General features: G+C 65.6%; 19 protein-coding genes, 1 rRNA gene and 1 riboswitch. Of the genes, 10 read left to right on the plus strand and 10 right to left on the minus strand.

Translation table 11 applies throughout. From position 1 onward, the window contains the following. A 16S ribosomal RNA gene (locus tag A7X65_RS38525) occupies positions 1 to 238 on the minus strand; the annotation flags it as partial. A 1,026-nt stretch (positions 239 to 1,264) separates the two neighbouring features. Here A7X65_RS38525 and A7X65_RS38530 point away from each other — a divergent pair. From A7X65_RS38530 to A7X65_RS38540, 3 genes are all read left to right on the plus strand, one after another. After that, positions 1,265 to 3,328: a M23 family metallopeptidase gene (locus A7X65_RS38530; RefSeq protein ID WP_063694641.1), complete on the plus strand. Its 2,064-nt coding sequence runs from the start codon at positions 1,265 to 1,267 to the stop codon at positions 3,326 to 3,328. A 152-nt stretch (positions 3,329 to 3,480) separates the two neighbouring features. Next, complete coding sequence (locus A7X65_RS38535) at positions 3,481 to 5,100, plus strand: SMP-30/gluconolactonase/LRE family protein (protein WP_063694642.1); 1,620 nt, start codon at positions 3,481 to 3,483, stop codon at positions 5,098 to 5,100. A 90-nt stretch (positions 5,101 to 5,190) separates the two neighbouring features. Continuing rightward, positions 5,191 to 5,457 (plus strand): hypothetical protein, encoded by a 267-nt coding sequence (locus A7X65_RS38540; protein ID WP_063694643.1) that lies wholly within the window; start codon positions 5,191 to 5,193, stop codon positions 5,455 to 5,457. Positions 5,458 to 5,553: 96 nt separating this feature from the next. Here A7X65_RS38540 and clpB read toward each other — a convergent pair whose 3' ends face one another. Further along, positions 5,554 to 8,193 carry an ATP-dependent chaperone ClpB gene (gene clpB, locus A7X65_RS38545; protein ID WP_063694644.1) on the minus strand — a complete coding sequence of 880 codons (2,640 nt, stop codon included), beginning with the start codon at positions 8,191 to 8,193 and terminating at the stop codon, positions 5,554 to 5,556. Positions 8,194 to 8,435: 242 nt separating this feature from the next. On the opposite strand from clpB, the gene A7X65_RS38550 reads away from it, so the two are divergent. Further along, positions 8,436 to 9,224, plus strand: coding sequence for an MOSC domain-containing protein (locus A7X65_RS38550; protein WP_063694645.1), 789 nt, complete (start codon positions 8,436 to 8,438; stop codon positions 9,222 to 9,224). A gap of 129 nt (positions 9,225 to 9,353) precedes the next feature. Here A7X65_RS38550 and A7X65_RS38555 read toward each other — a convergent pair whose 3' ends face one another. After that, the gene (locus tag A7X65_RS38555; protein ID WP_063694646.1) at positions 9,354 to 10,031 is read right to left on the minus strand and encodes a TIGR02594 family protein; all 678 of its coding nucleotides are present in this window, start codon (positions 10,029 to 10,031) and stop codon (positions 9,354 to 9,356) included. A 216-nt stretch (positions 10,032 to 10,247) separates the two neighbouring features. On the opposite strand from A7X65_RS38555, the gene A7X65_RS38560 reads away from it, so the two are divergent. After that, positions 10,248 to 11,111: an alpha/beta fold hydrolase gene (locus A7X65_RS38560; protein ID WP_063694647.1), complete on the plus strand. Its 864-nt coding sequence runs from the start codon at positions 10,248 to 10,250 to the stop codon at positions 11,109 to 11,111. 116 nt (positions 11,112 to 11,227) lie between these two features. Here A7X65_RS38560 and metW read toward each other — a convergent pair whose 3' ends face one another. Together metW and metX are read right to left on the minus strand one after the other, a co-directional pair. Beyond that, complete coding sequence (metW, locus tag A7X65_RS38565; protein WP_063694648.1) at positions 11,228 to 11,893, minus strand: methionine biosynthesis protein MetW; 666 nt, start codon at positions 11,891 to 11,893, stop codon at positions 11,228 to 11,230. Between the two features lie 2 nt (positions 11,894 to 11,895). Beyond that, positions 11,896 to 13,098 carry a homoserine O-acetyltransferase MetX gene (metX, locus tag A7X65_RS38570; RefSeq protein ID WP_063694753.1) on the minus strand — a complete coding sequence of 401 codons (1,203 nt, stop codon included), beginning with the start codon at positions 13,096 to 13,098 and terminating at the stop codon, positions 11,896 to 11,898. A gap of 85 nt (positions 13,099 to 13,183) precedes the next feature. After that, a riboswitch (SAM riboswitch) is annotated at positions 13,184 to 13,263 on the minus strand. A 216-nt stretch (positions 13,264 to 13,479) separates the two neighbouring features. Between metX and A7X65_RS38575 the strand changes: the two genes are divergently transcribed. From A7X65_RS38575 to A7X65_RS38585, 3 genes are read left to right on the plus strand one after another with little or no spacing between them, the layout of a single operon-like run. Then, entirely contained in the window at positions 13,480 to 14,328 is an 849-nt protein-coding gene (locus tag A7X65_RS38575; protein WP_063694649.1) for a chorismate mutase, read from the plus strand. A 35-nt stretch (positions 14,329 to 14,363) separates the two neighbouring features. Then, positions 14,364 to 15,461, plus strand: a complete 1,098-nt coding sequence (hisC, locus tag A7X65_RS38580) for a histidinol-phosphate transaminase (RefSeq protein ID WP_063694754.1) — start codon at positions 14,364 to 14,366, stop codon at positions 15,459 to 15,461. Next, positions 15,458 to 16,396: a prephenate/arogenate dehydrogenase family protein gene (locus A7X65_RS38585; protein WP_063694650.1), complete on the plus strand. Its 939-nt coding sequence runs from the start codon at positions 15,458 to 15,460 to the stop codon at positions 16,394 to 16,396. The genes hisC and A7X65_RS38585 overlap by 4 nt, the downstream gene beginning before the upstream one ends. A gap of 122 nt (positions 16,397 to 16,518) precedes the next feature. On the opposite strand, the gene A7X65_RS38590 is transcribed toward A7X65_RS38585, so the two are convergent. Continuing rightward, positions 16,519 to 17,703, minus strand: a complete 1,185-nt coding sequence (locus A7X65_RS38590; protein WP_063694651.1) for a DUF2125 domain-containing protein — start codon at positions 17,701 to 17,703, stop codon at positions 16,519 to 16,521. A 110-nt stretch (positions 17,704 to 17,813) separates the two neighbouring features. Between A7X65_RS38590 and A7X65_RS38595 the strand changes: the two genes are divergently transcribed. Continuing rightward, complete coding sequence (locus A7X65_RS38595; RefSeq protein ID WP_063694755.1) at positions 17,814 to 18,422, plus strand: gamma-glutamylcyclotransferase; 609 nt, start codon at positions 17,814 to 17,816, stop codon at positions 18,420 to 18,422. Here the strand turns inward: A7X65_RS38595 and A7X65_RS38600 are convergent. From A7X65_RS38600 to ftsE, 4 genes are all read right to left on the minus strand, one after another. Beyond that, positions 18,419 to 19,192, minus strand: a complete 774-nt coding sequence (locus A7X65_RS38600; RefSeq protein WP_063694652.1) for a lysophospholipid acyltransferase family protein — start codon at positions 19,190 to 19,192, stop codon at positions 18,419 to 18,421. The genes A7X65_RS38595 and A7X65_RS38600 overlap by 4 nt on opposite strands. 11 nt (positions 19,193 to 19,203) lie before the next feature. Continuing rightward, positions 19,204 to 19,908: a YdcF family protein gene (locus A7X65_RS38605; protein WP_063694653.1), complete on the minus strand. Its 705-nt coding sequence runs from the start codon at positions 19,906 to 19,908 to the stop codon at positions 19,204 to 19,206. A 105-nt stretch (positions 19,909 to 20,013) separates the two neighbouring features. Beyond that, a complete protein-coding gene (locus tag A7X65_RS38610) occupies positions 20,014 to 20,982 on the minus strand; it encodes a cell division protein FtsX (RefSeq protein ID WP_063694654.1) in 969 nt (322 codons plus the stop codon). Next, on the minus strand, positions 20,975 to 21,634 hold the full coding sequence (gene ftsE / locus A7X65_RS38615) for a cell division ATP-binding protein FtsE (protein WP_063694655.1): 660 nt from the start codon (positions 21,632 to 21,634) through the stop codon (positions 20,975 to 20,977). Before ftsE ends, A7X65_RS38610 begins: the two co-directional genes overlap by 8 nt. 170 nt (positions 21,635 to 21,804) lie before the next feature. Between ftsE and A7X65_RS38620 the strand changes: the two genes are divergently transcribed. Beyond that, a complete protein-coding gene (locus A7X65_RS38620; protein ID WP_063694656.1) occupies positions 21,805 to 22,683 on the plus strand; it encodes an MJ0042-type zinc finger domain-containing protein in 879 nt (292 codons plus the stop codon). Positions 22,684 to 22,713: the final 30 nt, after the last annotated feature.

Below are 22,713 nucleotides of genomic sequence, written 5' to 3' on the forward strand. Positions count from 1 at the left end.
GGCCATTACCCTACCAACTAGCTAATCAGACGCGGGCCGATCTTTCGGCGATAAATCTTTCCCCGTAAGGGCTTATCCGGTATTAGCACAAGTTTCCCTGTGTTGTTCCGAACCAAAAGGTACGTTCCCACGCGTTACTCACCCGTCTGCCGCTGACGTATTGCTACGCCCGCTCGACTTGCATGTGTTAAGCCTGCCGCCAGCGTTCGCTCTGAGCCAGGATCAAACTCTCAAGTTGGACTTGAACTTTGAACCGGCTGATCACAACGTTTGACGAGGTCCCACCATTTTTCCGACGACCGAAGCCGCCGAGCTGCCTGCGATTCACATCGCTGGCAACGATGGTGTTTCCTTTAAAACGTGTACCGCCGAAGTCTTTCGTCCGGTCCCGATCCGAAAAGCCGAAGCTCTTCAGAAGCGAGACCCGCAAGGACTCCGCCGTCCACGTTTCTCTTTCTTCATCTTCACTTGTCAAACAGCCCGAGACCGGAGAGGTCTCAACCTTCCTGAGAGGAAGGGTTCCGACACCCTTACCGACGATGGATGAACTCCAACCGACTGGTGTCGGTTGTTGTGTCACTCAACAAGGTGAGGAGCATCAGTGACGCGTCCGCTCGCCTTGGTCAGTGACCCGGCGGCGCCGCGCTCAGTGGTTGGGGTTATAGGCCCCACCTTCCGGGCTGTCAACGCCAATCGTCAACAAATCGTCGTACAGTGGGTTGTCGAAAAAATTTCAATGATTCTAGCCGATTAGAAGGCCAGGGAGATCGCCTGACGGAACTGCGCCGCAATAAATCTGAAAAAAGTTTGGGCCTCAGGGGGCTCGGGAGGGGCTCCTGAGGGGGTCCTGGAGCGGCCTCCCCTGCCGCTCGCCCTAAGGCCCTCCGCGCCAGGCCGTTCAGGAAACTTTTTCCATATTAGGCGCCGTACTTGAGCCACAATCCCGCGGCGTTCTGATAAGAGACAAGCTTGAATCGCGGGGATGCCAGTGGGGGCTGCCGGCGATTTGCGTGGGGTCAGAGGAAGGCGATCATACCGATGAAGCGGCCTTCTTCAGACATTCGAGAGACATCGAGAGATCTTTTTCCGCTTAGCTGTTCGTAATTCCGGCCGGCCCGACCATCGGGCCTTCTGACCGCGGACGCCTGTGCGGCTTGCCCGTTCCTGCGATGCCCCTCCAAGAGGGCAGCCAGGGAAGGGCTCGAAACCGGGCTCTGGAGATCGAGCTCATTGGGCTCTTGGGTCGTTGATTGGGGGACTTGGGTTGAACCACAGGACGTCACGCGGCGCTTATGGGCGTGAGACCGGGATCATCGATCTCGGCCACGAGCCGCCGCTGTCCGTCGATGGTTCGGAAGCCGCCGTCATCGATCGCCGTCGCGTCTCGGTACAATGGTTCAGCGGGACAATTCTGACCGGACTCTGCGGCGCAGCCCTGATCGGCGGCGCCGTTTTCGCGTCTCTCGACGGCGAGATGACCTTCGCCAAGGTGCCCGAGCGGGTCGAAGGCGCGCTGCGTGGTGCCTTCGGCGCTGCCGACCGCGCCGCCACGCTGCACAAGAGCGACCGCCTGCCTCCCCCCAGTGAATCCACGGCCTCGCGCAACATCGTGCGCGTCTCGACGGTCGCCCGCGTCGGCAATCGCGACGTGATGCGGGTGCGCMCCTTCGTCCGCATCGCCGGCAATCTGTCGATGACGACGAGCGATCTGTCGGCGAAGATTCCGCCGTTCAACGCCCAGCGTCTGCTGACCGACGTCGGCTCCGATCCGAAGACGGCGTCGGAGGATCCGAACAATCCGGAAGCCGTCGAGCCCGACGCCGAGGTCTCCTTCGTCACCAAGGACCTCGCGCAGGTGCTGCCGAAGGCCAAGATCACCGCGGTGGTGGCGCTCGACGACATCCTGATGCGGGTGCGCGATGCCGCCAACTGGCGCGGAGGCAGCGGAGTGCGTTACGCCTCGCTCGCCAATGCCGCCGCCGACGTGTCCGGCGCGACCGGTCCTTCCGACATCAAGATGGCCTATGCCACCGAGGTGTCGTCGTCCGATCCCTATGCCGGCTTCGAAACCCGCGTGGTGCCGGAAAACGTCACGCTGCTGCCGAAGACCAAGGAACAGATCACCGGCGGCAATCCGAACGGCGAACGCGTCCACGTCGTCAAGAAGGGCGACAGCGTCGGCTCCGTCTTGCGCGATCTCGGCGCGACGGCCGAGGAAATCAAGGCGATCACCGCGACACTCGGCCCGCGCGGCCGCGACGGCGGCCTGAAGGAAGGCGAGAAACTCCGCATCCTGATGGCGCCCGCGAGCCCCGGCGCCCGGCTCCAGCCCTATCGCGTCGTGGTTGCTAACGACACCATGGTCGAGGCGATCGCGGCACTGTCCGACCTCGGCAAGTACGTCGCCGTCGACGTCTCCAGCATGAACACCGTCGCCGACGCTGCGGCCAACGCCAACAGCGACGACGATGACGACGATGACGGCACCGGCGTGCGGCTCTACCAGAGCATTTACGAGACCGCGATGCGCAACAAGGTCCCGATGCCCGTCATCGAGGACATGATCAAGATCTACTCCTACGACGTCGATTTCCAGCGCAAGGTGCAGCCGGGCGATTCCTTCGACGTCTTCTACGCCGGCGAGGAAGAGGGCACGACGTCGAGCGAAAAGAACGACGTGCTGTTCGCCTCCCTCACGGTCGGCGGCGAGACCAAGAAATACTACCGCTACCAGAGCCCCGACGACGGCGTGGTCGACTACTACGACGAGACCGGCAAGAGCGCGAAGAAGTTCCTGGTCAGGAAACCCGTCAACAACGCCATCATGCGTTCGGGCTTCGGCGGCCGCCGCCATCCGATCCTGGGCTATGTGAAGATGCACACCGGCGTCGACTGGGCCACCGCCTACGGCACGCCGATCTTCGCCTCCGGCAACGGCATGATCGAGAAGGCCGGCCCCGAAGGCGGCTACGGCAAATACATCCGCATCAAGCATTCCAACGGCTACGAGACCGCCTACGGCCACATGTCGGCGTTCGCCAAGGGCATGGAAGTCGGCAAGAAGGTGCGGCAGGGCCAGGTGATCGGCTTCGTCGGCTCGACCGGCCAGTCGACGGGCCCGCACGTGCACTACGAAATCCTTGTCAACGGCCGCTTCGTCGATCCGCTGCGCGTCAAGCTGCCGCGCGGCCGTTCGCTCGAGGGCGCGGTGCTGGCGGGCTTCGAGAAGGAACGCGACCGGCTCGACGGCATGATGAGCGGCCGCGGCGGCGCCATCGCGCGCATGTCGGACGCCACCGGCGGGCCGTTGCAGGTCAGCAACCGGTAGTCGCAACCGGCCGATACCGGCCTGACATCTCCAGACATTGCTGAAAACAGCGCTGCGAAACCGCAGGTCGCTTCACTGCATCACAACGTCAAGTTTCGTTTGCCAAAGCCGTGTGACGGGCGAATACTTTCCAAAAAACGGGAGGTCTCGCCATGAAGAGCAGGTTCGCCTGCGCGGCCCTGGTTGCCGCGGTTTTCTCCGTCTCGAGCGCATCGGCCGACACTTGGGAAATCACGAAGCTCGTTCCCGGCTCGGCCTTCCACGGCGTGCACGGGCTTGCGATCGACAAGGCCGGCCATTTGTTCGCCGGCAGCGTCGCGGGCGCGGCGCTCTACGAGGTCGACATCCCAGGCGGTACCGCCAAGGTTTCAATCCCGGCTCCGATCGGAATGGCCGACGACATTGCGTTCGCGCCCGACGGCACCATGGCCTGGACCGGATTCCTCGCCGGCGATCTCTATGCCCGCAAGGGCGACGGCCCGATCAAGAAACTCGCGTCGGGCCTTCCCGGCATCAATTCCCTCGCCTTCCGCAAGGACGGCAGGCTGTACGCCACGACCGTTTTCCTCGGCGACACGCTCTATGAAATCGACGTCGAGGGCGTCAAACCGGCCCGCCAGATCATGGAGAAGATGGGCGGCCTCAACGGCTTCGAGTTCGGTCCCGACGACAAGCTCTACGGTCCGCTCTGGTTCAAGGGCCAGGTCGCCAAGGTCGACGTCGACAAGGCCGAGCTCACCGTCGTCGCCGACGGCTTCAAGGTCCCCGCCGCGGTGAACTTCGATTCCAAGGGCAATCTCTTCGTGGTCGATACCGCGCTCGGCCAGCTCGTCCGGGTCGATCCCAAAACGGGCGCCAAGACGACGGTCGCGCAGTTGAAGCCGTCGCTGGACAATCTCGCCATCGACGACAAGGACCGCATCTACGTGTCCAACATGGCCGACAACGGCATCCAGCAGGTGGATCCCGCGACCGGCGAGGCCAAGCAGATCATCATCGGCAAGCTCGCGCTGCCCGGCGGCATCGGCGTCACCTCGGAGAACGACAAGGACACCATCCACGTCGCCGACGTGTTCGCCTATCGCACGGTGGACGGCGCGACCGGCGAGGTCACAGAGAAGGCCCGTATGCACGCCGCAGGCACCACGCTCGAATATCCGATGAGCGCGACGGCGAACGGCAATGACGTGATCCTGTCGAGCTGGTTCACCGGCACCGTGCAGGTGATCGACGGCAAGACCGGCGCAACGCGCGACATGCTGCACGGCTTCAAGGCGCCGCATGACGCGATCGTGCTGGCAGACGGCAGCATCCTGGTGGCCGAGCTCGGCACCAAGTCGCTGACCAAGGTGAGCGGGGAGCACGGCAAGGATCGCACCACGCTGGCAGGCAATCTCGAGGGCCCGGTCGGGCTCGTTCGCGGAAAGACCGACGAGGTCTACGTCACCGAGGCCTTTGCGGGCACCGTGTCCCGGATCGACAGCAACGGCGAGAAAACCGTGCTCGCCAAGGAGCTGAAGATGCCCGAAGGCATCGCGCGAGGTCCCCAAGGCCAATTGATCGTGGCGGAAGTCGGCGCCAGGCGGCTGATCGAGATCGCACCGGAGAGCGGCCAGGTCACGGAGATCGCGGCCAATCTCCCGATCGGCCTGACGGGCGCGCCCGGCGGCCTGCCGACGCACATTCCGACGGGCGTGGCGATCGGCGCAAGCGGCGTGATCTACTTCTCCTCCGACATCGAGAATGCGATCTACAAGGCGGTGAAGAAGTAGCGCCTGGCCGCGGAACCTCGCCGCACGGGAACCGGCCCCGCCGGTTCCCCGTTAAAGGCTGAGGGGAAGCCGACCAGCAGGAGGATCGCCATGACGCGGCTCTCACGCGACGATGTCATCAAGATCGTGGATCGGGCCGACGACGTCACCATTGCCCAGATTATCGGGACCGGCGCGACCGTCGAGGAACTCGCCGAGGCCCAGGCCTGGCTCGCCAATGACGAGCCGATGATCAACGATTTGCGGCCCTTGGCACAGGGACGGGTGCGCGAGCTCGTCGACATCCTGTCCGAGCTCGAGGAAGACGATGAGGAGGCCGCACCGGCCGCGCCCGGCGCCGCGCCGGCACTCGGCTAGGACGTCAACCCGGCGCGATCAAAACAGCTCGCTCAAAACAATACGCCCCGGAGAAACCTCTCCGGGGCGCTCTGTTGTTTCAGGCAGCGATGACGCTCAGTTCAGCTTCCGCTTCGACACCGGCGCCTCGAACTGGGCGATCTCAGCGGTTTGCGGCGCCTTGCCGTTGAAGGTCAGCACGTTGCCTTCGGACGAGATCGCGACGTTGTCGCCGTCGCGCACGTCGCCGCCGAGGATCATCTCGGCGAGCGGGTCCTGCAGGTAGCGCTGGATCACGCGCTTCAGCGGCCTTGCGCCGTAGGCGGGATCCCAGCCCTTGGCGGCCAGCCAGTCGCGGCCAGCGGCATCGAGCGTCAGAACGATCTTGCGATCGGTCAGCAGCTTCTGCAGTCGCGCGAACTGGATCTCGACGATCCGGCCCATCTCGCTCTTCTGCAAGCGGTGGAACAGGATGATCTCGTCGACGCGGTTGAGGAATTCGGGGCGGAAATGCGCCCGCACCGTTCCCATCACCTGCTCGCGCACGGCCGAGGTGTCCTCGCCCTCCGGCTGGTTCACCAGGAATTCCGAACCGAGGTTCGAGGTCATGATGATCAACGTGTTGCGGAAGTCGACGGTGCGGCCCTGGCCATCGGTCAGGCGGCCGTCGTCGAGCACCTGCAGCAGGACGTTGAACACGTCAGGGTGCGCCTTCTCGATCTCGTCGAACAGCACGACCTGGTAAGGCCGGCGCCGCACCGCCTCGGTGAGCGCACCGCCCTCGTCATAACCGACATAGCCCGGAGGCGCGCCGATCAGCCGCGAGACCGAGTGCTTCTCCATGTATTCGGACATGTCGAGGCGGACCATCGCGGTCTCGTCGTTGAAGAGATACTCGGCGAGCGCCTTGGTCAGCTCGGTCTTGCCGACGCCGGTCGGCCCCAGGAACATGAACGAGCCGGTCGGCCGGTGCGGGTCCTGCAGGCCGGCACGGGAGCGACGCACGGCGGTCGCGACCGCACGCACGGCCTCGGCCTGGCCGACGACGCGCGTGCCGAGCTGCTCCTCCATCTTCAGGAGCTTCTCCTTCTCGCCCTCCAGCATCTTGTCGACGGGCACGCCGGTCCAGCGCGAGACCACCTGCGCGATGTGGTTGGCGGTCACCGCCTCCTCCATCATCTCACCGGAGCCTTCACGCGCCTCGATGTCCGCGAGCTGCTTCTCGAGCTGCGGAATCCGGCCATAGGCCAGCTCGCCCGCCTTCTGGAATTCGCCGCGCCGCTGCGCATCGGCCAGATCGACGCGCAGGGCGTCGAGCTCCGACTTCAGCTTCTGGGCGTTGGAGAGCTTGTTCTTCTCCGCGCTCCAGCGCGCCGTCAGCGCCGCAGACTTCTCTTCGAGCTCGGCGAGCTCCTTCTGCAGTGACTCGAGACGGGATTTCGAACCGAGATCGCTTTCCTTCTTGAGCGCCTCCTGCTCGATCTTGAGCCGGATGATCTCGCGGTCGAGCGAATCCAGCTCCTCCGGCTTGGAATCGACCTGCATCTTCAGCCGCGCCGCGGCCTCGTCCATGAGGTCGATCGCCTTGTCGGGCAGGAAGCGGTCGGTGATGTAGCGGTTGGACAGCGTCGTCGCGGCCACCAGCGCGGAATCGGTGATCCGCACGCCGTGGTGCTGCTCGTACTTGTCCTTGAGGCCTCGCAGGATCGAGATGGTGTCCTCGACCGAGGGCTCGCTGACGAAGATCGGCTGGAAGCGCCGCGCCAGCGCGGCGTCCTTCTCGACGTGCTTCTGGTACTCGTCGAGCGTGGTCGCGCCGATGCAGTGCAGCTCGCCGCGGGCGAGCGCAGGCTTGAGCAGGTTGGACGCGTCCATCGCGCCATCGCCCTTGCCGGCGCCGATCAGCGTGTGCATCTCGTCGATGAACAGAATGAAGTTGCCCTCGCTCGCGGTGACTTCCTGGAGCACGGCCTTCAGCCGCTCCTCGAACTCGCCGCGGTACTTTGCACCCGCGATCAGGGCGCCGAGGTCCAGCGACAGCAGCTTCTTGTCCTTCAGGCTCTCGGGCACGTCGCCGTTGACGATGCGCAGCGCGAGGCCCTCCGCGATGGCGGTCTTGCCGACGCCGGGCTCGCCGATCAGGACGGGATTGTTCTTGGTCCGGCGCGAGAGCACCTGGATGGTACGGCGGATCTCCTCGTCGCGGCCGATGACCGGGTCGAGCTTGCCGTCGCGCGCAGCCTGGGTGAGATCGCGGGCGTATTTCTTCAGCGCGTCATAGGCGTTCTCGGCCGTCGCGGAATCCGCGGTGCGGCCCTTGCGCAGCGCCTCGATCGCGGCGTTGAGATTTTGCGGAGTGACGCCGCCTTTGGCGAGGATCACGCCGGCCTCGCTGGTCTTCTCCAGCGTGAGACCGAGCAGCAGCCGCTCGACGGTGACGAAGCTGTCGCCGGCCTTCTCGCCGGCTTTCTCGGCCGCGTCGAAGGTGCGGGCAAGCTCGGGCGCAAGATAGATCTGTCCGGCGCCGCCGCCGGAGACCTTCGGCACCTTGTTCAGGGCCTCTTCGGTCGCCTTCAGGATCGCACGGGAATTGCCGCCGGCGCGGTCGATCAGACCGGCAGCGAGGCCCTCGTTGTCGTCCAGGAGGACCTTGAGGACGTGCAGGGTGGAAAACTGCTGGTGCCCCTCGCGCACCGCAAGCGACTGCGCAGACTGGACGAAGCCCCTGGAGCGTTCGGTATATTTGTCGATATTCATGGTCTTTTCTTTCCCTCGGCCTGCCCCTGGGGCCCTCTAAGGCACCCCAAACGGCATCTTCATTGGGTTTCCGAATACCGCATTGACGTTTCTCAACCGGTAACGGTCGTCTTGGACCGGCGTTGCCGCCGGCCTGAGGCAGATGTGGGAAGCGGGCTGCTGATGCGAAAGAGGCGAGTTCACAATTTCGTGCGCTGATCCGCCCGCTTGGCGGGGCTGCGTCGAATCCCCTAAGTAGCGGCATGACAGCCAGCCAGACCGCCGAGATCACCGGCCTCTACCGCTACCCGATCAAGGGCCTGACGCCCGAGAGCCTGCCCCGGGTCCCCTTGCGGACCGGCCAGACGCTGCCGGCCGATCGCCGCTACGCCATCGAGAACGGGCCGAGCGGGTTCGATCCCGAGGCGCCCGAATGGAAGCCGAAAATCCTGTTCCTGATGCTGGCGCGCAATGAGCGGCTGGCTTCCCTCGACACCCGGTTCGAGGACGCGACCAATCGCCTGACCATCCGCAGGGGCGGCCAGATCGTCGCCAGCGGCGATCTGGAGACCGCCGCCGGGCGCACCGCCATCGAGAGCTATTTCACCGAGAACTTCCAGCCGGAGTTGAAGGGCCCGCCAAAGGTCCTGTCCGGCCGCGACCACAGCTTTTCCGACGTCGCCCGCAAGGTCGTGTCGATCATCAACCTGGACAGCGTCCGGGCCATCGAGGCGATGCTGGGCGGCACTGCCGTCCACCCGCTGCGCTTCCGCGGCAACCTCTATGTGAAGGGCTGGCCCGCCTGGTCCGAGCTCGACCTAGTCGGCCAGACGCTCGCGATCGGCGCGGCGCGGCTGAAGGTGGTCAAGCGCATCGTCCGCTGCCCGGCCACCAATGTCGACCCCGTGACCGCCGCACGCGATCTCGAGATTCCGCCGACGCTGTCGCGCCATCTCGGCCACATGGATTGCGGCATCTATGCCGAGGTGATCGCCGATGGCGAGATCGGCGTGGGCGATGCCGTCGCGGTGGAGCAGCCGAGACTGGTGTGACGGTTCGTAGGGTGGGTTAGCCGCAGGCGTAACCCACCACTGTCTGTCACCGCCGAAACAGAAGAGGTGGGTTACGCTGGCGGACCGCGCTTCGCGCGACCGCCAGCTAACCCACCCTACATCCTCACCTCAATTCGGCATCACATACGCATAGATGCGGCCGCGCGAGACCGGCGCCTCGCGGACGCGGTTGCCGTTGTTGCCTGAGATCATGATCGGATTGCCCTGCGCGTCGACGCCGGTGATGATGCCGACATGGCCGCCGCGGCGGCCGCGCGACATCACCGCGATGGCGCCGACCTGCGGGCCGGAGACACGCGTGCCATAGCGCGCGAACGAGCTCGCCATGTCCGAGCCGGTGCCCTGATGGCCGGTATGCTGCAGCACCATGTTCATGAAGCGCGCGCACCACAGGCTGCCGCGCCCGGTCGGGTTGCCGCCGAGATAGCGCCGTGCCTCGGACACGAGGCCCGATCCGCCGCCGAAGCTGCCGCTGCCTGCGACCGCCGTCGTGCTGGCCATTGCGTTGCGGGCCATGCCGCCGCTGTTGGCGTTCGGATCATAGGAGGCCTGGGTGTCGCCAAAGCCGCCCGCCTGCAACTGCGCCGCGCTGCGATCGAAGCGCGAGCTGCGTGCATGGTGGCGATAGTGATGATGTCTGGCGTGATGTGCGTGAGCGTGCCGCTCTGCGCTATGACGATGATGAGGCCTTGCCGAGGCCGGAGAAACGAAAGCGGCAACCGCCGCGAAGAAGATCGCCAGCGCGACAACACAGCGCGACAGGCGAGACGCAAACAACTCAAACATTCTTCATCCTTCGTTGACACCCCTCTTTCCCGTCGGCCCGTGCGGTGGCCGACAACCGACGAGCCGTAAAGCTTCCGGATGTGGCGAGAAAAAGACGCCACGCCCGGCGAATAGCTGCGATGATTTTGCGCTGGTGCTCGTTTCAGGCTGCCGCATTGCGGACAACAACATTAACTGCGATCCTGCGTGCACGGCTTGAAGAGAGGGAAACGGTTAATGCCCCACGCCACGACCAGGGATGACGTCCGCATCTATTTCGAAGAAGCGGGCCAGGGAACGCCGATCATTTTTCTGCACGAGTTCGCGGCCGACTACACCAATTGGGAGCCGCAGATGCGCTACTTCTCGCGCGGCCACCGCTGCATCACCTATTCCGCACGCGGCTACACGCCATCGGACGTGCCTGCGGGCGAGGTCTACACCTACAAGCACTTCTACACCGACGCGCTCGCGGTGCTCGATCATCTCAAGATCGAACGCGCGCATCTCGTCGGCCTCTCGATGGGCGCCTATTCGTCGCTCCAGATCGGATTGAACGCGCCGCAGCGCGCGCTGTCGATGACGCTCGCCGGTGTCGGCTCGGGCTCCGAGCTCGAGAACCTGGAGGCTTGGCGCAAGCAGTGCCGCGCCAATGCCGAGCAGTTCGAGACGCTGGGCTCCGCGGAAGTCGCAAAGGTCACGCGCGAGGCACCGAGCCGGATTCCCTTCCTTGTGAAGGACCCGCGCGGCCATGCCGATTTCTACGCCGCGCTGGCGCGGCACGATTCAAAGGGCTCGGCGCGCACGATGCGCGGCTTCCAGGGCGGGCGGCCCTCGATCTACACGCTGACGGAGACGATCGCGAAGGTGACGACGCCCGCGCTGATCATCTGCGGCGACGAGGACGATCCGTGCATCGGGGCGAGCCTGTTCCTGAAGAAGCACCTGCCCGCGGCCGGGCTCGCGATGTTTCCGAAGTCGGGCCACGTGCTCAATCTCGAAGAGCCCGCGCTGTTCAACGAGAGCGTCGAGCGCTTCGTGACGCTGGTCGAAGCCGGCCGTTGGCCGGTGCGGGATCCGAGGTCGCTGGCTGCGCATTAGGGCGACGGCGACGCTATACGCTCCGTCATTGCGAGGAGCTCTTGCGACGAAGCAATCCAGACTTCCTCCAAGGAAAGACTCTGGATTGCTTCGCTACGCTCGCAATGACGGTGAGGCTATTTCCCTTGCCCGCCGCGCGTCAGCAGGAACACACCCTGCTCGCCGAACATGTTCCACACCCACCAGGGCAGGTTCAGCGGCACGGGGCGGCCGTAGAGATCGAGCGCCACGGAGCGTTCCATCTTGACGTTGATCGCGTCGCAGAGCTCGACGAAATCCTTGATGGTGCAGAAGTGGATGTTGGCGGTGTCGTACCAGGTCGCGGGCAGATTCTCCGTGCGCGGCATGTGGCCGCCGATCAGGAGCTGGAGCCGCATCTTCCAGAAGCCGAAATTCGGGAACGACACGATGGCGCGATGGCCGATGCGCAGCAAGTTCTCCAGCACGACCTTCGGCTGCCGCGTCGCCTGCAGCGTCTGCGACAGGATCACATAGTCGAACGCGTCGTCGGGATAATTGACGAGGTCGGTGTCGGCATCGCCCTGCACCACCGCGAGGCCCTTGGCGACGCAGCGATTGACGCCCTCGCGCGATAGCTCGATGCCGCGCCCGTCGATGCCGCGGGCCTCGAGCAGCTGCAGCAGATCGCCGTCGCCGCAACCGACGTCGAGCACTCTCGAGCCCGGCTTGACCATCTCGGCCACCAGCAGATGGTCGGCGCGAGCCTGGCCGGATTGTCCGGCCGCAACGCCGCCGAGCGGCAGCACTTCCTGTACAGACATCGCTAGCCGTCCTTAGCCGTAAGCCCGCGTGCCTTGCCGGCCGACTGCAGGAAGGCGCGGGAGATGTCGAAGAATTCGGGCACGTCGAGCAGGAAGGCGTCGTGGCCGCGATCGGTCTCGATCTCGGCGAACGACACCCGCGCGCTCGACGCATTCAGCGCATGCACCAGCGCGCGCGATTCCGAGGTCGGAAACAACCAGTCGCTGGTGAACGACACCACGCAGAAACGCGTCTGGATGCCGGCGAACGCCTTCGCCAGCACGCCGCCATGGTCGGCCGCGATGTCGAAATAGTCCATCGCGCGCGTCAGATAGAGATAGGCATTGGCGTCGAAGCGCTCGACGAAGGACGAGCCCTGGTAGCGCAGATAGGACTCGACCTGGAAGTCGGCGTCGAACGAGAAGGTCGGCAATTCGCGGTCCTGCATGCGCCGGCCGAATTTGCGATGCAGCGCCGCGTCCGAGAGATAGGTGATGTGCGCGGCCATGCGCGCCACCGCGAGCCCGCGATGCGGATGGATGCCCTGATCGGCATAGCCGCCATTGTGCCAGTCGGGATCGGCCATCACCGCCTGCCGGCCGAGTTCATGGAAGGCGATGTTCTGCGCCGAGTGCCGCGTTGCGCAGGCGATCGCCAGCGCGGAGTAGACGCGGCCAGGATAGGCCGCGGTCCATTGCAGCACCTGCATGCCGCCCATCGAGCCACCGACGACGGCGAACAGCGTGTCGATGCCGAGCCGGTCGATCAGCATCGCCTGTGCGCGGACCATGTCGGGAATGGTGATGACGGGAAAATCGAGGCCCCACACCTTGCCGGTGGCGGGGTTGATCGAGGCCGGCCCGGTCGAGCCCATGCAGCCGCCGATCACGTTGGAGCAGATGATGAAGTAATGCCTGGGATCGAGCGGCCGGCCCGGGCCGACCAGCGTCTCCCACCAGCCGGACTTGCCGGTGACGGGATGCACATTGGCGACGTGCTGATCGCCGGTCAGCGCATGGCAGATCAGCACCGCGTTGGAGCGATCCGCGTTGAGCTCGCCATAGGTCTGATAGGCGATCTGGAACGGGGAGAGATCGACGCCGCAATCGAGCCGCAGCGGCTGGTCGGCGCCGAACTGTGCGACCGGCGAGCTCGGATGATCCACCTCATGCGACCGGTCGTCGGCACTGATCGCGGGACTGGGCACGGACTTGACGCCAACCATCATCGACCTCGTTTGCGACTGTCGTCAGACCGCCGCTGGAATCAGGCCATGAAAAACCCGGCCTGAACGATAGGTTCGGCCGGGATCGGAAGCGTCCCCGGCCTGTTTAGCGAGTTTTTTAACGTGGCTGCAAGCCGGCCGGCTCAAATGACCACGGAACGGGCAAAAAACTACCGGCTTGGGCGGTTTTCGTCAAGTCGCGGACCGGATCAGCCAAATTCATCCCTGTCTTGCCGGCCGGACAGGCCGTCATTTCTCTTTGCTTTCGCCGCCCCGACTGCCTAATCAAGACGTCGATCGCAGCGGATCCGGCCTTACCAGTTTCCTACCAGTTTCCTGGGCCGGCCCGCATTGGAACGCCTCTCAACAGTCCAGTCAGATATGTCCCAACGTCCGCCCGCGCCACCATCATTGCAGGACTTGCGCAAGGAGATCGACGCGATCGACGAGGGCATGCATCGCCTGCTGATGCAGCGCGGCGACATCATCGACCGCCTGATCCAGGTCAAGCAGACCCAGGAGGTCGGCTCGGCCTTCCGTCCGGCGCGCGAGGCCTCGATGATGCGCGAGATCGTGCAGCGTCATCGCGGCATCCTGCCGCTCGACACGGTCGAGAGCATCTGGCGCGTCATCATCTCGACCTTCACCTATGTGCAGGCGCCGTTCTCCGTGCATGCCGACATCTCGGTGAGCGAGCCGGCGATGCGCGATTCCGTGCGCTTTCATTTCGGCTTCACGGTTCCTTACGTCGCGCATTTCAGCGCGCAGGCCGCGGTCGAGGCGGTGGCGAAATCCAAGGGCGATCTGGCACTGGTCTCGGCGACCTCGAGCCGCACGCCGTGGTGGCTGGAGCTGGAAGCGGAAGGCGCGCCGAAGATCATCGCGCGGATGCCCTTCGTCGAGCGCGCCGACCATCCGGCCGCGCTGCCGGTGTTCGCGATCTCGCGCGTCGCCGACAGCGCCCTGGTGACTGAGGTCGAGACCTTCAGCGTGCGCGTATCGGGGTGGAACGCCGAGGTCGCGCGGGCGCTGTCGCCGCTCGCCGAGATCGTCGCGGTGCCCGATACCGCCTTCGACGGCGCGGCCCTGCTGGTCTCGGTCACGAGCGAGAGCAGCATCGACAAAATCAGGGCTGCCCTGATCGAGGCGGGGGCCTCGGTACGCTCCACGGCCCTCGTCGGCAGCCACGCAACGCGCTATACGGTGCCCCCGACCGGGCCGAAATCGTAAATCGCGTATCGCCTAAAGCCTATCCGGAGTTGAAGATGTCCCGCCCCGTGCCGAACCCCGGCATTCTCGATATTGCGCCCTACACGCCCGGCAAGACCCCGGTGCCGGAGCCGGGCCGCAAGGTGTTCAAGCTGTCGGCCAACGAGACGCCGTTCGGGCCCTCGCCCAAGGCGATCGAAGCCTTCAAGCGCGTGGCGGATCATCTTGAAGACTATCCGGAAGGCACCTCGCGCGTGCTGCGCGAAGCGATCGGCCGCAGCTATGGCCTCGATCCCAACCGCATCATCTGCGGCGCCGGCTCGGACGAGATCCTGAACCTGCTCGCCCACACCTATCTCGGCCAGGGCGACGAGGCGATCTCCACCACGCACGGATTCCTGGTCTATCCGATCGCAACCATGGCGGTCGGCGCCAGGAACGTGATCGCGGAGGAGACCAACCTCACCTGCAACGTCGACGCCATCCTGAAGGCGGTGACGCCGAAGACGAAGCTGGTCTGGCTCGCCAACCCCAACAACCCGACCGGCACCTACATCCCGTTCGACGAGGTCAAGCGGCTGCGCGCCGGCCTGCCCTCGCATGTGCTGCTGGTGCTGGACGCCGCCTATTGCGACTACGTTTCTCGTAACGACTATGAAATGGGCATCGAGCTCGTCGCCACCACCGAGAACACGGTGGTGACGCACACCTTCTCCAAGATCCACGGCCTGGCTGCGCTGCGCATCGGCTGGATGTTCGGCCCCGAGCACATCATCGATGCCGTCAACCGCATCCGCGGTCCCTTCAACGTGTCGACGCCGGCGATGTATGCCGCGGTCGCCGCGATCGAGGACACCGCGCATCAGGCGATGTCCAAGCAGTTCACCGAGACCTGGCGCAACTGGCTGACCGAGGAGATCACCAAGCTCGGCCTGAAGGTGACCCCGAGCGTCGCCAATTTCGTGCTGATCCATTTCCCGACCGAGAAGGGCAGGACCTCGGACGACGCCGACGCGTTCCTCACAAAGCGCGGCCTCGTGCTGCGCGCACTCAAGAACTACGGCCTGCCGCATTCGCTGCGCATGACCATCGGCACCGAGGAGGCCAACCGCCTCGTCGTCGACGGCCTGCGCGACTTCGTGGCCGGCAAATGAACGCGCAGGCGCACTTCCAGCGCGTCGCCCTGATCGGCTTCGGCCTGATCGGCGGCTCGATCGCGCGCGCTGCCAAGCTCCAGGGCTTGGCAGGCGAGATCGTCACCACCGCGCGCTCCGAGAAGACGCGCGCGCGGGTGATCGAGCTCGGCATTGTCGATCAGGTCGTAGCGACCAATGCGGAAGCGGTGAAGGATGCCGATCTCGTCATCCTCTGCATCCCCGTCGGCGCCTGCGGGCCGGTGGCGCAGGAGATCGCACCGCATCTGAAGCCCGGCGCGATCGTGTCCGATGTCGGCTCGGTCAAGGGCGCGATCGTCAGGGACATGGCGCCGCACCTGCCGAAGACCGTTCATTTTGTGCCGGCGCATCCCGTCGCGGGCACCGAGCATTCGGGCCCCGATTCCGGCTTCGCCGAGCTCTTCATCAACCGCTGGTGCATCCTGACGCCGCCGGAAGGCGTCGATGCGGCTGCGACCGATCACCTGCGCGCGTTCTGGGCCGCGATGGGCGCCAAGGTCGAGGTCATGACGCCGGATCATCATGATCTCGTGCTCGCGATCACCAGCCATCTGCCGCATCTGATCGCCTACACCATTGTCGGCACCGCCGACGAGCTGGCGCAGGTGACCGAGTCCGAAGTGATCAAGTTCTCCGCCGGCGGCTTCCGCGACTTCACCCGCATCGCCGCGTCCGACCCGACGATGTGGCGCGACGTGTTCCTCGCCAACAAGGAAGCCGTGCTGGAGATGCTCGGCACCTTCACCGAGGATCTCGCCAAGCTGACCCGCGCGATCCGCCGCGGCGACGGCGAGGCGCTGTTCGATCACTTCACCCGCACCCGCGCCATCCGCCGCGGCATCGTCGAGATCGGCCAGGATTCGGCAGCCGCGGATTTCGGCCGGCAACACGGACAGCTCGGCAAGAAGCCGTAAGCGCGCGTCCTCGCCGCTCCGTCATGGCCGGGCTTGTCCCGGCCATCCACGCACATCCGCGATTGAAGAGAGACGTGGATGCCCGGGACAAGCCCGGGCATGACGATGAAGCACGTAGAGAGCTAATACAGCGGCGGGATCTGGCCGACCTTGACCGGGCCGAGCAACACGGCGCCGTCGACGAATTTCAGCGGGAAGCTGCGCGCCTTCTTGCCCTCGAGCGTGCTCTCGGTGCCGATCGAGTTGATGCCCGCGGCAAGTCCGGCGTTCGCGTTCTGCTTGATGACCTTGCCGAGGCCGGGAACGGCGCGGTCGAGCGCGCCGAAGAGATTGTTGAGATCCTGCGACTTCACGCCGGGCGCGACGCGATCGAGGGTGGCCTGCGGCACGCCCTCCTCCAGCATCTTCTCGATGCCGAGCGCCGGGATCACGCGCTCGAGACCGGTCACCGTCATCTGCAGCTCGCCGTCCAGTCGGCCATTGGCCGAGAGGCCGAGCGTGCCGGCCGCGACCGCGATCATCTCGCCCTGCTGGATCCGCGACTGCACGATCTCGATATGGCCGCCCGCGGCCTGGATCTCGCGGAAACGCTGCGGCCATGGCTTCGGAGTGAGATCCGAAAGGCCGGTGATCTTGGCGCGGGTGTCGGCCTCGAACGGCTCGGCAAGCAAGGGATGAACGCCCTGGATGCTGCCTTGCGCGATGTGGAGCACGGTCTCAATCACAGGATGATCGGACTTCGACCCCTCCGCGAGACGCCCATGCAGCTCGATCTGCTTGGCGCGCGCGAGCGGCACCTGCACGCTGCCGTCGAGCCGATTCAAGGTGGGATCGTCGAACACGATGGAGGCGCGGTCCGGCACAGCCGGCAGGCCGACAACGCTGCTGCGACCCTTGCTCCAGTTCACCACGAAGGTGTTTTGCGTGACACCGTCGACCAGCGTTGCCGGCGCGGAGAATTCAGCGATGACGAGCTTGGGATCGTAGACCTGCGCAACGACCAGGATGTTGTCGAGCTTCGCCGTGAACGGCGTCTTGCTGGCATTCTGCGACACCAGGGCGACGCTGGCGCCGGAACACTGGACCTCGAAGCGGAACGGAAAGCCTGCGATCGAGCGCTTGGCGCAATCGTAGATGCGGCCGGATTTGGCCTCCTGCGCGCGCCAGGCGTCGGCGGCGACCTCGGCCTGCGACGCGGCATAGAACCAGAAGCAGCTCCACGCGACCGCGAGGATCAGGACGAGAACGGGTGCGATGAAAAGGCCCCAACGGGAGCGCCGGCCTGCGGCAACGGTCATGTTTGACATGCGGCGACCCTTTGACCCCAGATTCTGGCAAATGTAAGCGAGGCCGGCCCCCGGCGAAAGGAGGAGAATTCGCTTCGCTTGGGGTCCTCATTCTGGTAGCCGTGCCCGGCATGTCCGAAATCACCCTCCCCTCCGTCACCACAGCCAAGGGCGACCTCTGGGTGTTCGGCTACGGCTCGCTGATGTGGCGACCGGGCTTCGAATTCGAGGAGCGCGTCCCGGCGCGGCTGGTCGGCGAGCATCGTGCGCTCTGCGTCTATTCCTTCGTCCATCGCGGCACACCGGAGAAGCCGGGCCTGGTACTCGGGCTCGATCGCGGCGGCGCCTGCCGCGGCATCGCCTTCCGCGTCGCCGAGAAGAGCCGCGCCGACGTCGTCGCCTACTTGCGGGCGCGCGAGCAGGTCACATCGGTCTATCGCGAAGTCATGCGCTCGGTGTGGCTGGAGAACGATGCGCGCCAGCGCGTCTCCGCGCTCGCCTATGTCGTCGATCGCGGCCATGTTCAATATGCCGGCCGCCTGTCGCTCGCCGATCAGCATCGCCACGTCATCCAGGGTCACGGCCAGTCCGGCGCCAACCGCGACTATGTCACGGCGACGGTGAAGGCGATCGAAGCCGAAGGCTTTCGCGACGCGCAGCTGCATCAGCTCGCGACCATGCTGCACGGTGATGCACATTCCCTGCACGCGCCTGCGTCCGAAGACCGAGAGAACCGCTAGCTCTCCGACGGCGCGTAGCTTGGCGCGCTGCCGATCAGCTGTTCCTGCTCTTTCCGGCCCGCTTCGACGATGCGGCCCGTCGCCTCTTCGATGACCGTCTGCACGCGGGCGAGAAACTCGTCCTTCGGCAGCCCCGGCGGCAGCGGGTCGAGAAACTCGACCACCAGCGTGCCGGGATAGCGCATGAAGGTGCGGCGCGGCCAGAACAGGCCGGAATTGAGCGCGATCGGCAGGCACTGTACCCCGCAGGACGAATAGATCTGCGCGAAACCGGTCTTGTAGTCGGGCGGCGCACCCGGTGCGCGCCGGGTGCCTTCCGGAAAGATCACGAGCTGCTTTCCGCTGCGCACGGCATCGCGCGCCCGCCGCGTCATGTCCAGCAGCGCCTTCACGCCGGCGTTGCGGTCGATCGCGATCATCCCCGTCTTGGCCAGGAACTGGCCGAACACCGGGATCTGCATGAGCTGGCGCTTGAGGATGAAGATCGGGCGGTTCAAAAACCCGGGCAGCACGAAGGTCTCCCAGAACGACTGGTGCTTCGCCGCGATCACCAATGGCCCCTGCGGGATCTTCTCGGTGCCGCGGAATTCCACCCTGATGTTGCAGACCACGCGCATCAGGAACAGGGTCGCCTTCGCCCACCATCCGGCAACGGTCAGCATCGCGCGCGGCGGCAACGCGAAGGTCGGCAGCGCCACGATCGCGAGGGCGACCAGCACGGCGTAGAACAGCACGTTGAACACGAGCGAACGCAGGAAAATCAGGAACATCGAAGGTCCGATCAATTGGCCTGTGCGGTGGCGGGCCGCCTCATTTGCTGGCCTGCAGGCTGCTCCGACATCTCGGGCGAAAGGTCAATCCCGAAATCCTCCAGCCGCACCCTGAGCTCGGCCGCGATGTACTTGACATATTCGGACAACAGCAGCCGCAAAGTGGACGCCGAGGTCCACCATGGCTCCTCGCGCCATTTGTCGCCGACCACCGCGAACGGGATCAGCTTCGTCTCCGGCATCGCATGCGAGAATTCCACCAGCGCGCGGGGCATGTGATAGTTCGAGGTGACCACGATCAGCGACTTGAAACCGCGCCCCTCGGCCCAGCGCCGCGTCTCTGCCGCGTTACCGCGGGTCGTGAGCGCGGTGCGGTCGAGGTCGACGCAGCAGGTCATGAAGGACTGGTTCTCCGGCAGGGTCCGCGAGATGTCGTTCGCCGTCGAGGTCGGATGCACGCCGGAGATCAGCAGCCGCTTGCCGTAGCCGGCCGCCAGCAGCTCCATCGCGTCCGACACCCGCGAGGAGCCTCCGGTCAGGACCACGATGCCGTCGGCCTTGCGGTCCGGCGCGATCTCGGCGCCGCGCATCTGCGACAGGAACGCGACGAAGCCCGCCGCCGCGCTGACGAAAGCGAGCGCAATTGCCGACACCAATGCCGCGCGCAGCCAGCCGCGCGGCAGTTTCGGCGATCGATCGTCGGTCGGCGCGGTCATGCGATGTCGGTGATCCCTTCCCTGGATGATTTTAGGACGTTTTGAGGCGAAGTGGAGTCCGGTTTCTTCACCCTCTCCCACAAGGGAGCAGGAAGAACAGAAATCTCAATCCACGTCATTCAACGTCGCGAACAACGTCTGGCGCGAGGCCACCGCGGTGATGGCGCCGATCAGCACGGCCTGCACCGCGAGCACGACATAGCCTGATGGACGCAGCGAGAAGGTGCCGAGCAGCGCTGCGAACTGATCCCCGACGGGCGTGCCGGAGAACCAGCCCGCGATCGACTCGGAGAAGCCGAACACCAGCATGGCGACGCCGCCGCCGATCACGCCGCCCTCGAGGCCGAGCCTGAGGAAATGGCGCAGGAAGCGATTGGCGATGTAGCGGTCGCCGGCGCCGACGAAATGCAGCACCTCGACGATCGGACGGTTCGCCGCCATGGCGCCGCGGGTCGCGAACGACACCGAGATGATGGTCGCGATGATGACGAGCGCGAGGATACCGAGGCCGGCAAGCACGGTCGCATTGGTCATCGACCGCATCCGCTCGATCCAGGCGCGGTGATCGTCGACGCTGGCGCTCGGCGCGACCTGGGTCACACGGGCGCGCAGGGCGCCGAGGTCGAGCTGCGTACCGGGCTGCACCCGCGCGATGATCATGCGCGGCACCGGCAGATCGTCCATCGACAATCCGGTGCCGAGCCATGGCTCGAGCAGCTTGCCGCTCTCGTCCCTGCTGAACGGCTTGACCTCGACGATGCCGGGCTGCGAGCGCATCGCCTCGGTCACCGCCGCGGTGTCGCGGTCGAGGTCGCGCCCCGTCTGCGGGCGAACCTGGATGGTGATCTCGCTCGCGACGTCCGACTGCCATTCCGCGGCGGACGCGCTGACCAGCAGCACCGTGCCCGTGGTCATCGACGCCAGGAAGGTCATGATGGCGACGACCGCGACCAGCGCGCGACCGTGGATCGAGGCGCGCGGCACGATCGGCGACATGTTGCGCGCCCTCGCCGGGAGCTGCGGACGCTCCTGTCCGAGGTCGACCAGCACGCCGCGCTCGTCGGTCTTACTCATAGACGTGCAACCGTCCCTGATGCAGCACGAGCCGCCGCGCCTCGTACTGGTCCATCAGGCCGATGTCGTGGGTGGCGATGATGACGGCGGTACCCGATTTGTTGAGCTCGATGAAGAGCCGCAGCAGGCGGCGGCCCAGCGTCGGATCGACGCTGCCGGTCGGCTCGTCCGCGAGCAGCAGCTGCGGCCGCGAGATCACCGCGCGCGCGATCGCCGCGCGCTGCTTCTCGCCGCCGGAGAGGATGGGCGGCAGCGCGTCCATGCGCTCGCCGAGCCCGACCCAGCGCAGGAGGTCGATGACCTCCTTGCGATAGCTCGACTCGCTGCGGCCCATGACGCGGAACGGCAGCGCCACGTTCTCATAGGTCGTCATGTGATCGAGCAGGCGGAAATCCTGCAGCACGATGCCGATGCGCTTGCGCAGGTCGGCGATCTCGTCCTTGCCGAGCTGCGAGATGTCGTGGCCGAACAGGTTGACGAGGCCGCGCGTCGGCCGGTGCGACAGGAACAACAGACGCAGCAGCGAGGTCTTGCCGGCGCCGGACGGGCCGGTGAGGAACTGGAAGGAATGCGCCGGGATCTGGAAGCTGAGGTCGCGCAGAATCTCCGGCCCCAGACCGTAACGCAATCCGACATTTTCGAACCGAACCAAGCTCAGCTCCGTTCGAGAGGTGGCGACAGAAGCGCCGCGACGCTCCGCCTTGTGCGGCCAACGGTTTTTGCGGCCGTTATGGTTTCCGGTTCGTTAACGGTCGCCTTGTAGCATCCTGAGCAACCGCCACTCCGGCTCGTCAAGACCAGTTCGTGCATCAAGGCTCGTCCATGCATATCGTCTGCCCCCATTGTACGACATCCTACGCCATCAAGCCCGCGAGCCTCGGGGCGAACGGGCGGACGGTCCGCTGCTCCCGCTGCAAGGAAACCTGGGTCGCCTATGCCGAGGATGCCATCGAGGAGGCATCCGTCCCAGCCATGGTCGCGGCCAGCCAGGCCGACGACCAGTCCGACCTGGCCGAGCAGTGGAACTCCTACGCCAAGGACGATAACGCCGCCGACACCCCGGTGGTCGAAAGCCCCTCGATCGCGGGCGACTGGCCGGCCGAGACCGCCCAGGAGATCGAGGACGAGTGGTCGGCGGCGGCCCGGGCCGCCGAGGAAGAAGCCGTCGGCGCCCAGCACCAATCCTGGTTCCGCAACCTGTTCAGCCGCCCCGGGGCGCGGGTGAAGCGCCCGACGCCGGCCGTGGCACCGCGAAAATCCTATTTCGGCCTGCCGACCGCCTGCGCCGCCATGGCCGCACTGGTGCTCGCCATGATCATGTGGCGCGGCGACGTGGTGCGCCTGCTGCCGCAGACGGCGGCCTTCTACAAGATGGTCGGGCTCGACGTTAACCTGCGTGGTCTGACCTTCAAGGACGTCAAGCTCTCCAGCGAGACCGTCGACGGTAAGCAGGTGTTGGTGATCGAAGGCGTGATCGTCGGCCAGGGCAAGAAGCCGCTCGATATCCCGCGGCTGCGCTTTGCGGTGCGCGACGCGCAGGGCGCGGAGATCTACGCCTGGAACACCGTGCTGGAGCAGACCGTTCTGCAGCCCGGCGAGCGCGCCTTCTTCCGCTCGCGCCTGGCCTCGCCGCCGCCGGAGGGCCGCAACATCGACGTCCGCTTCTTCAACCGGCGCGACATCGCCGGTGGCAGCGTGTAATCAGGTTCGCAATATCCGCGGGAGCTGATC

This window comes from Bradyrhizobium stylosanthis (genome assembly GCF_001641335.1).
Classification (GTDB): Bacteria; Pseudomonadota; Alphaproteobacteria; order Rhizobiales; family Xanthobacteraceae; genus Bradyrhizobium; species Bradyrhizobium stylosanthis.

Bases quoted from the DNA above. Each gene is read 5' to 3' on its own strand.
- A7X65_RS38535 (WP_063694642.1), top strand. From the start codon at position 3,481: ATGAAGAGCAGGTTCGCCTGCGCGGCCCTGGTTGCCGCGGTTTTCTCC.
- A7X65_RS38540 (WP_063694643.1), top strand. From the start codon at position 5,191: ATGACGCGGCTCTCACGCGACGATGTCATCAAGATCGTGGATCGGGCC.
- clpB (WP_063694644.1), bottom strand. From the start codon at position 8,193: ATGAATATCGACAAATATACCGAACGCTCCAGGGGCTTCGTCCAGTCT.
- A7X65_RS38550 (WP_063694645.1), top strand. From the start codon at position 8,436: ATGACAGCCAGCCAGACCGCCGAGATCACCGGCCTCTACCGCTACCCG.
- A7X65_RS38555 (WP_063694646.1), bottom strand. From the start codon at position 10,031: ATGTTTGAGTTGTTTGCGTCTCGCCTGTCGCGCTGTGTTGTCGCGCTG.
- A7X65_RS38560 (WP_063694647.1), top strand. From the start codon at position 10,248: ATGCCCCACGCCACGACCAGGGATGACGTCCGCATCTATTTCGAAGAA.
- metW (WP_063694648.1), bottom strand. From the start codon at position 11,893: ATGTCTGTACAGGAAGTGCTGCCGCTCGGCGGCGTTGCGGCCGGACAA.
- metX (WP_063694753.1), bottom strand. From the start codon at position 13,098: ATGGTTGGCGTCAAGTCCGTGCCCAGTCCCGCGATCAGTGCCGACGAC.
- A7X65_RS38575 (WP_063694649.1), top strand. From the start codon at position 13,480: ATGTCCCAACGTCCGCCCGCGCCACCATCATTGCAGGACTTGCGCAAG.
- hisC (WP_063694754.1), top strand. From the start codon at position 14,364: ATGTCCCGCCCCGTGCCGAACCCCGGCATTCTCGATATTGCGCCCTAC.
- A7X65_RS38585 (WP_063694650.1), top strand. From the start codon at position 15,458: ATGAACGCGCAGGCGCACTTCCAGCGCGTCGCCCTGATCGGCTTCGGC.
- A7X65_RS38590 (WP_063694651.1), bottom strand. From the start codon at position 17,703: ATGTCAAACATGACCGTTGCCGCAGGCCGGCGCTCCCGTTGGGGCCTT.
- A7X65_RS38595 (WP_063694755.1), top strand. From the start codon at position 17,814: ATGTCCGAAATCACCCTCCCCTCCGTCACCACAGCCAAGGGCGACCTC.
- A7X65_RS38600 (WP_063694652.1), bottom strand. From the start codon at position 19,192: ATGTTCCTGATTTTCCTGCGTTCGCTCGTGTTCAACGTGCTGTTCTAC.
- A7X65_RS38605 (WP_063694653.1), bottom strand. From the start codon at position 19,908: ATGACCGCGCCGACCGACGATCGATCGCCGAAACTGCCGCGCGGCTGG.
- A7X65_RS38610 (WP_063694654.1), bottom strand. From the start codon at position 20,982: ATGAGTAAGACCGACGAGCGCGGCGTGCTGGTCGACCTCGGACAGGAG.
- A7X65_RS38620 (WP_063694656.1), top strand. From the start codon at position 21,805: ATGCATATCGTCTGCCCCCATTGTACGACATCCTACGCCATCAAGCCC.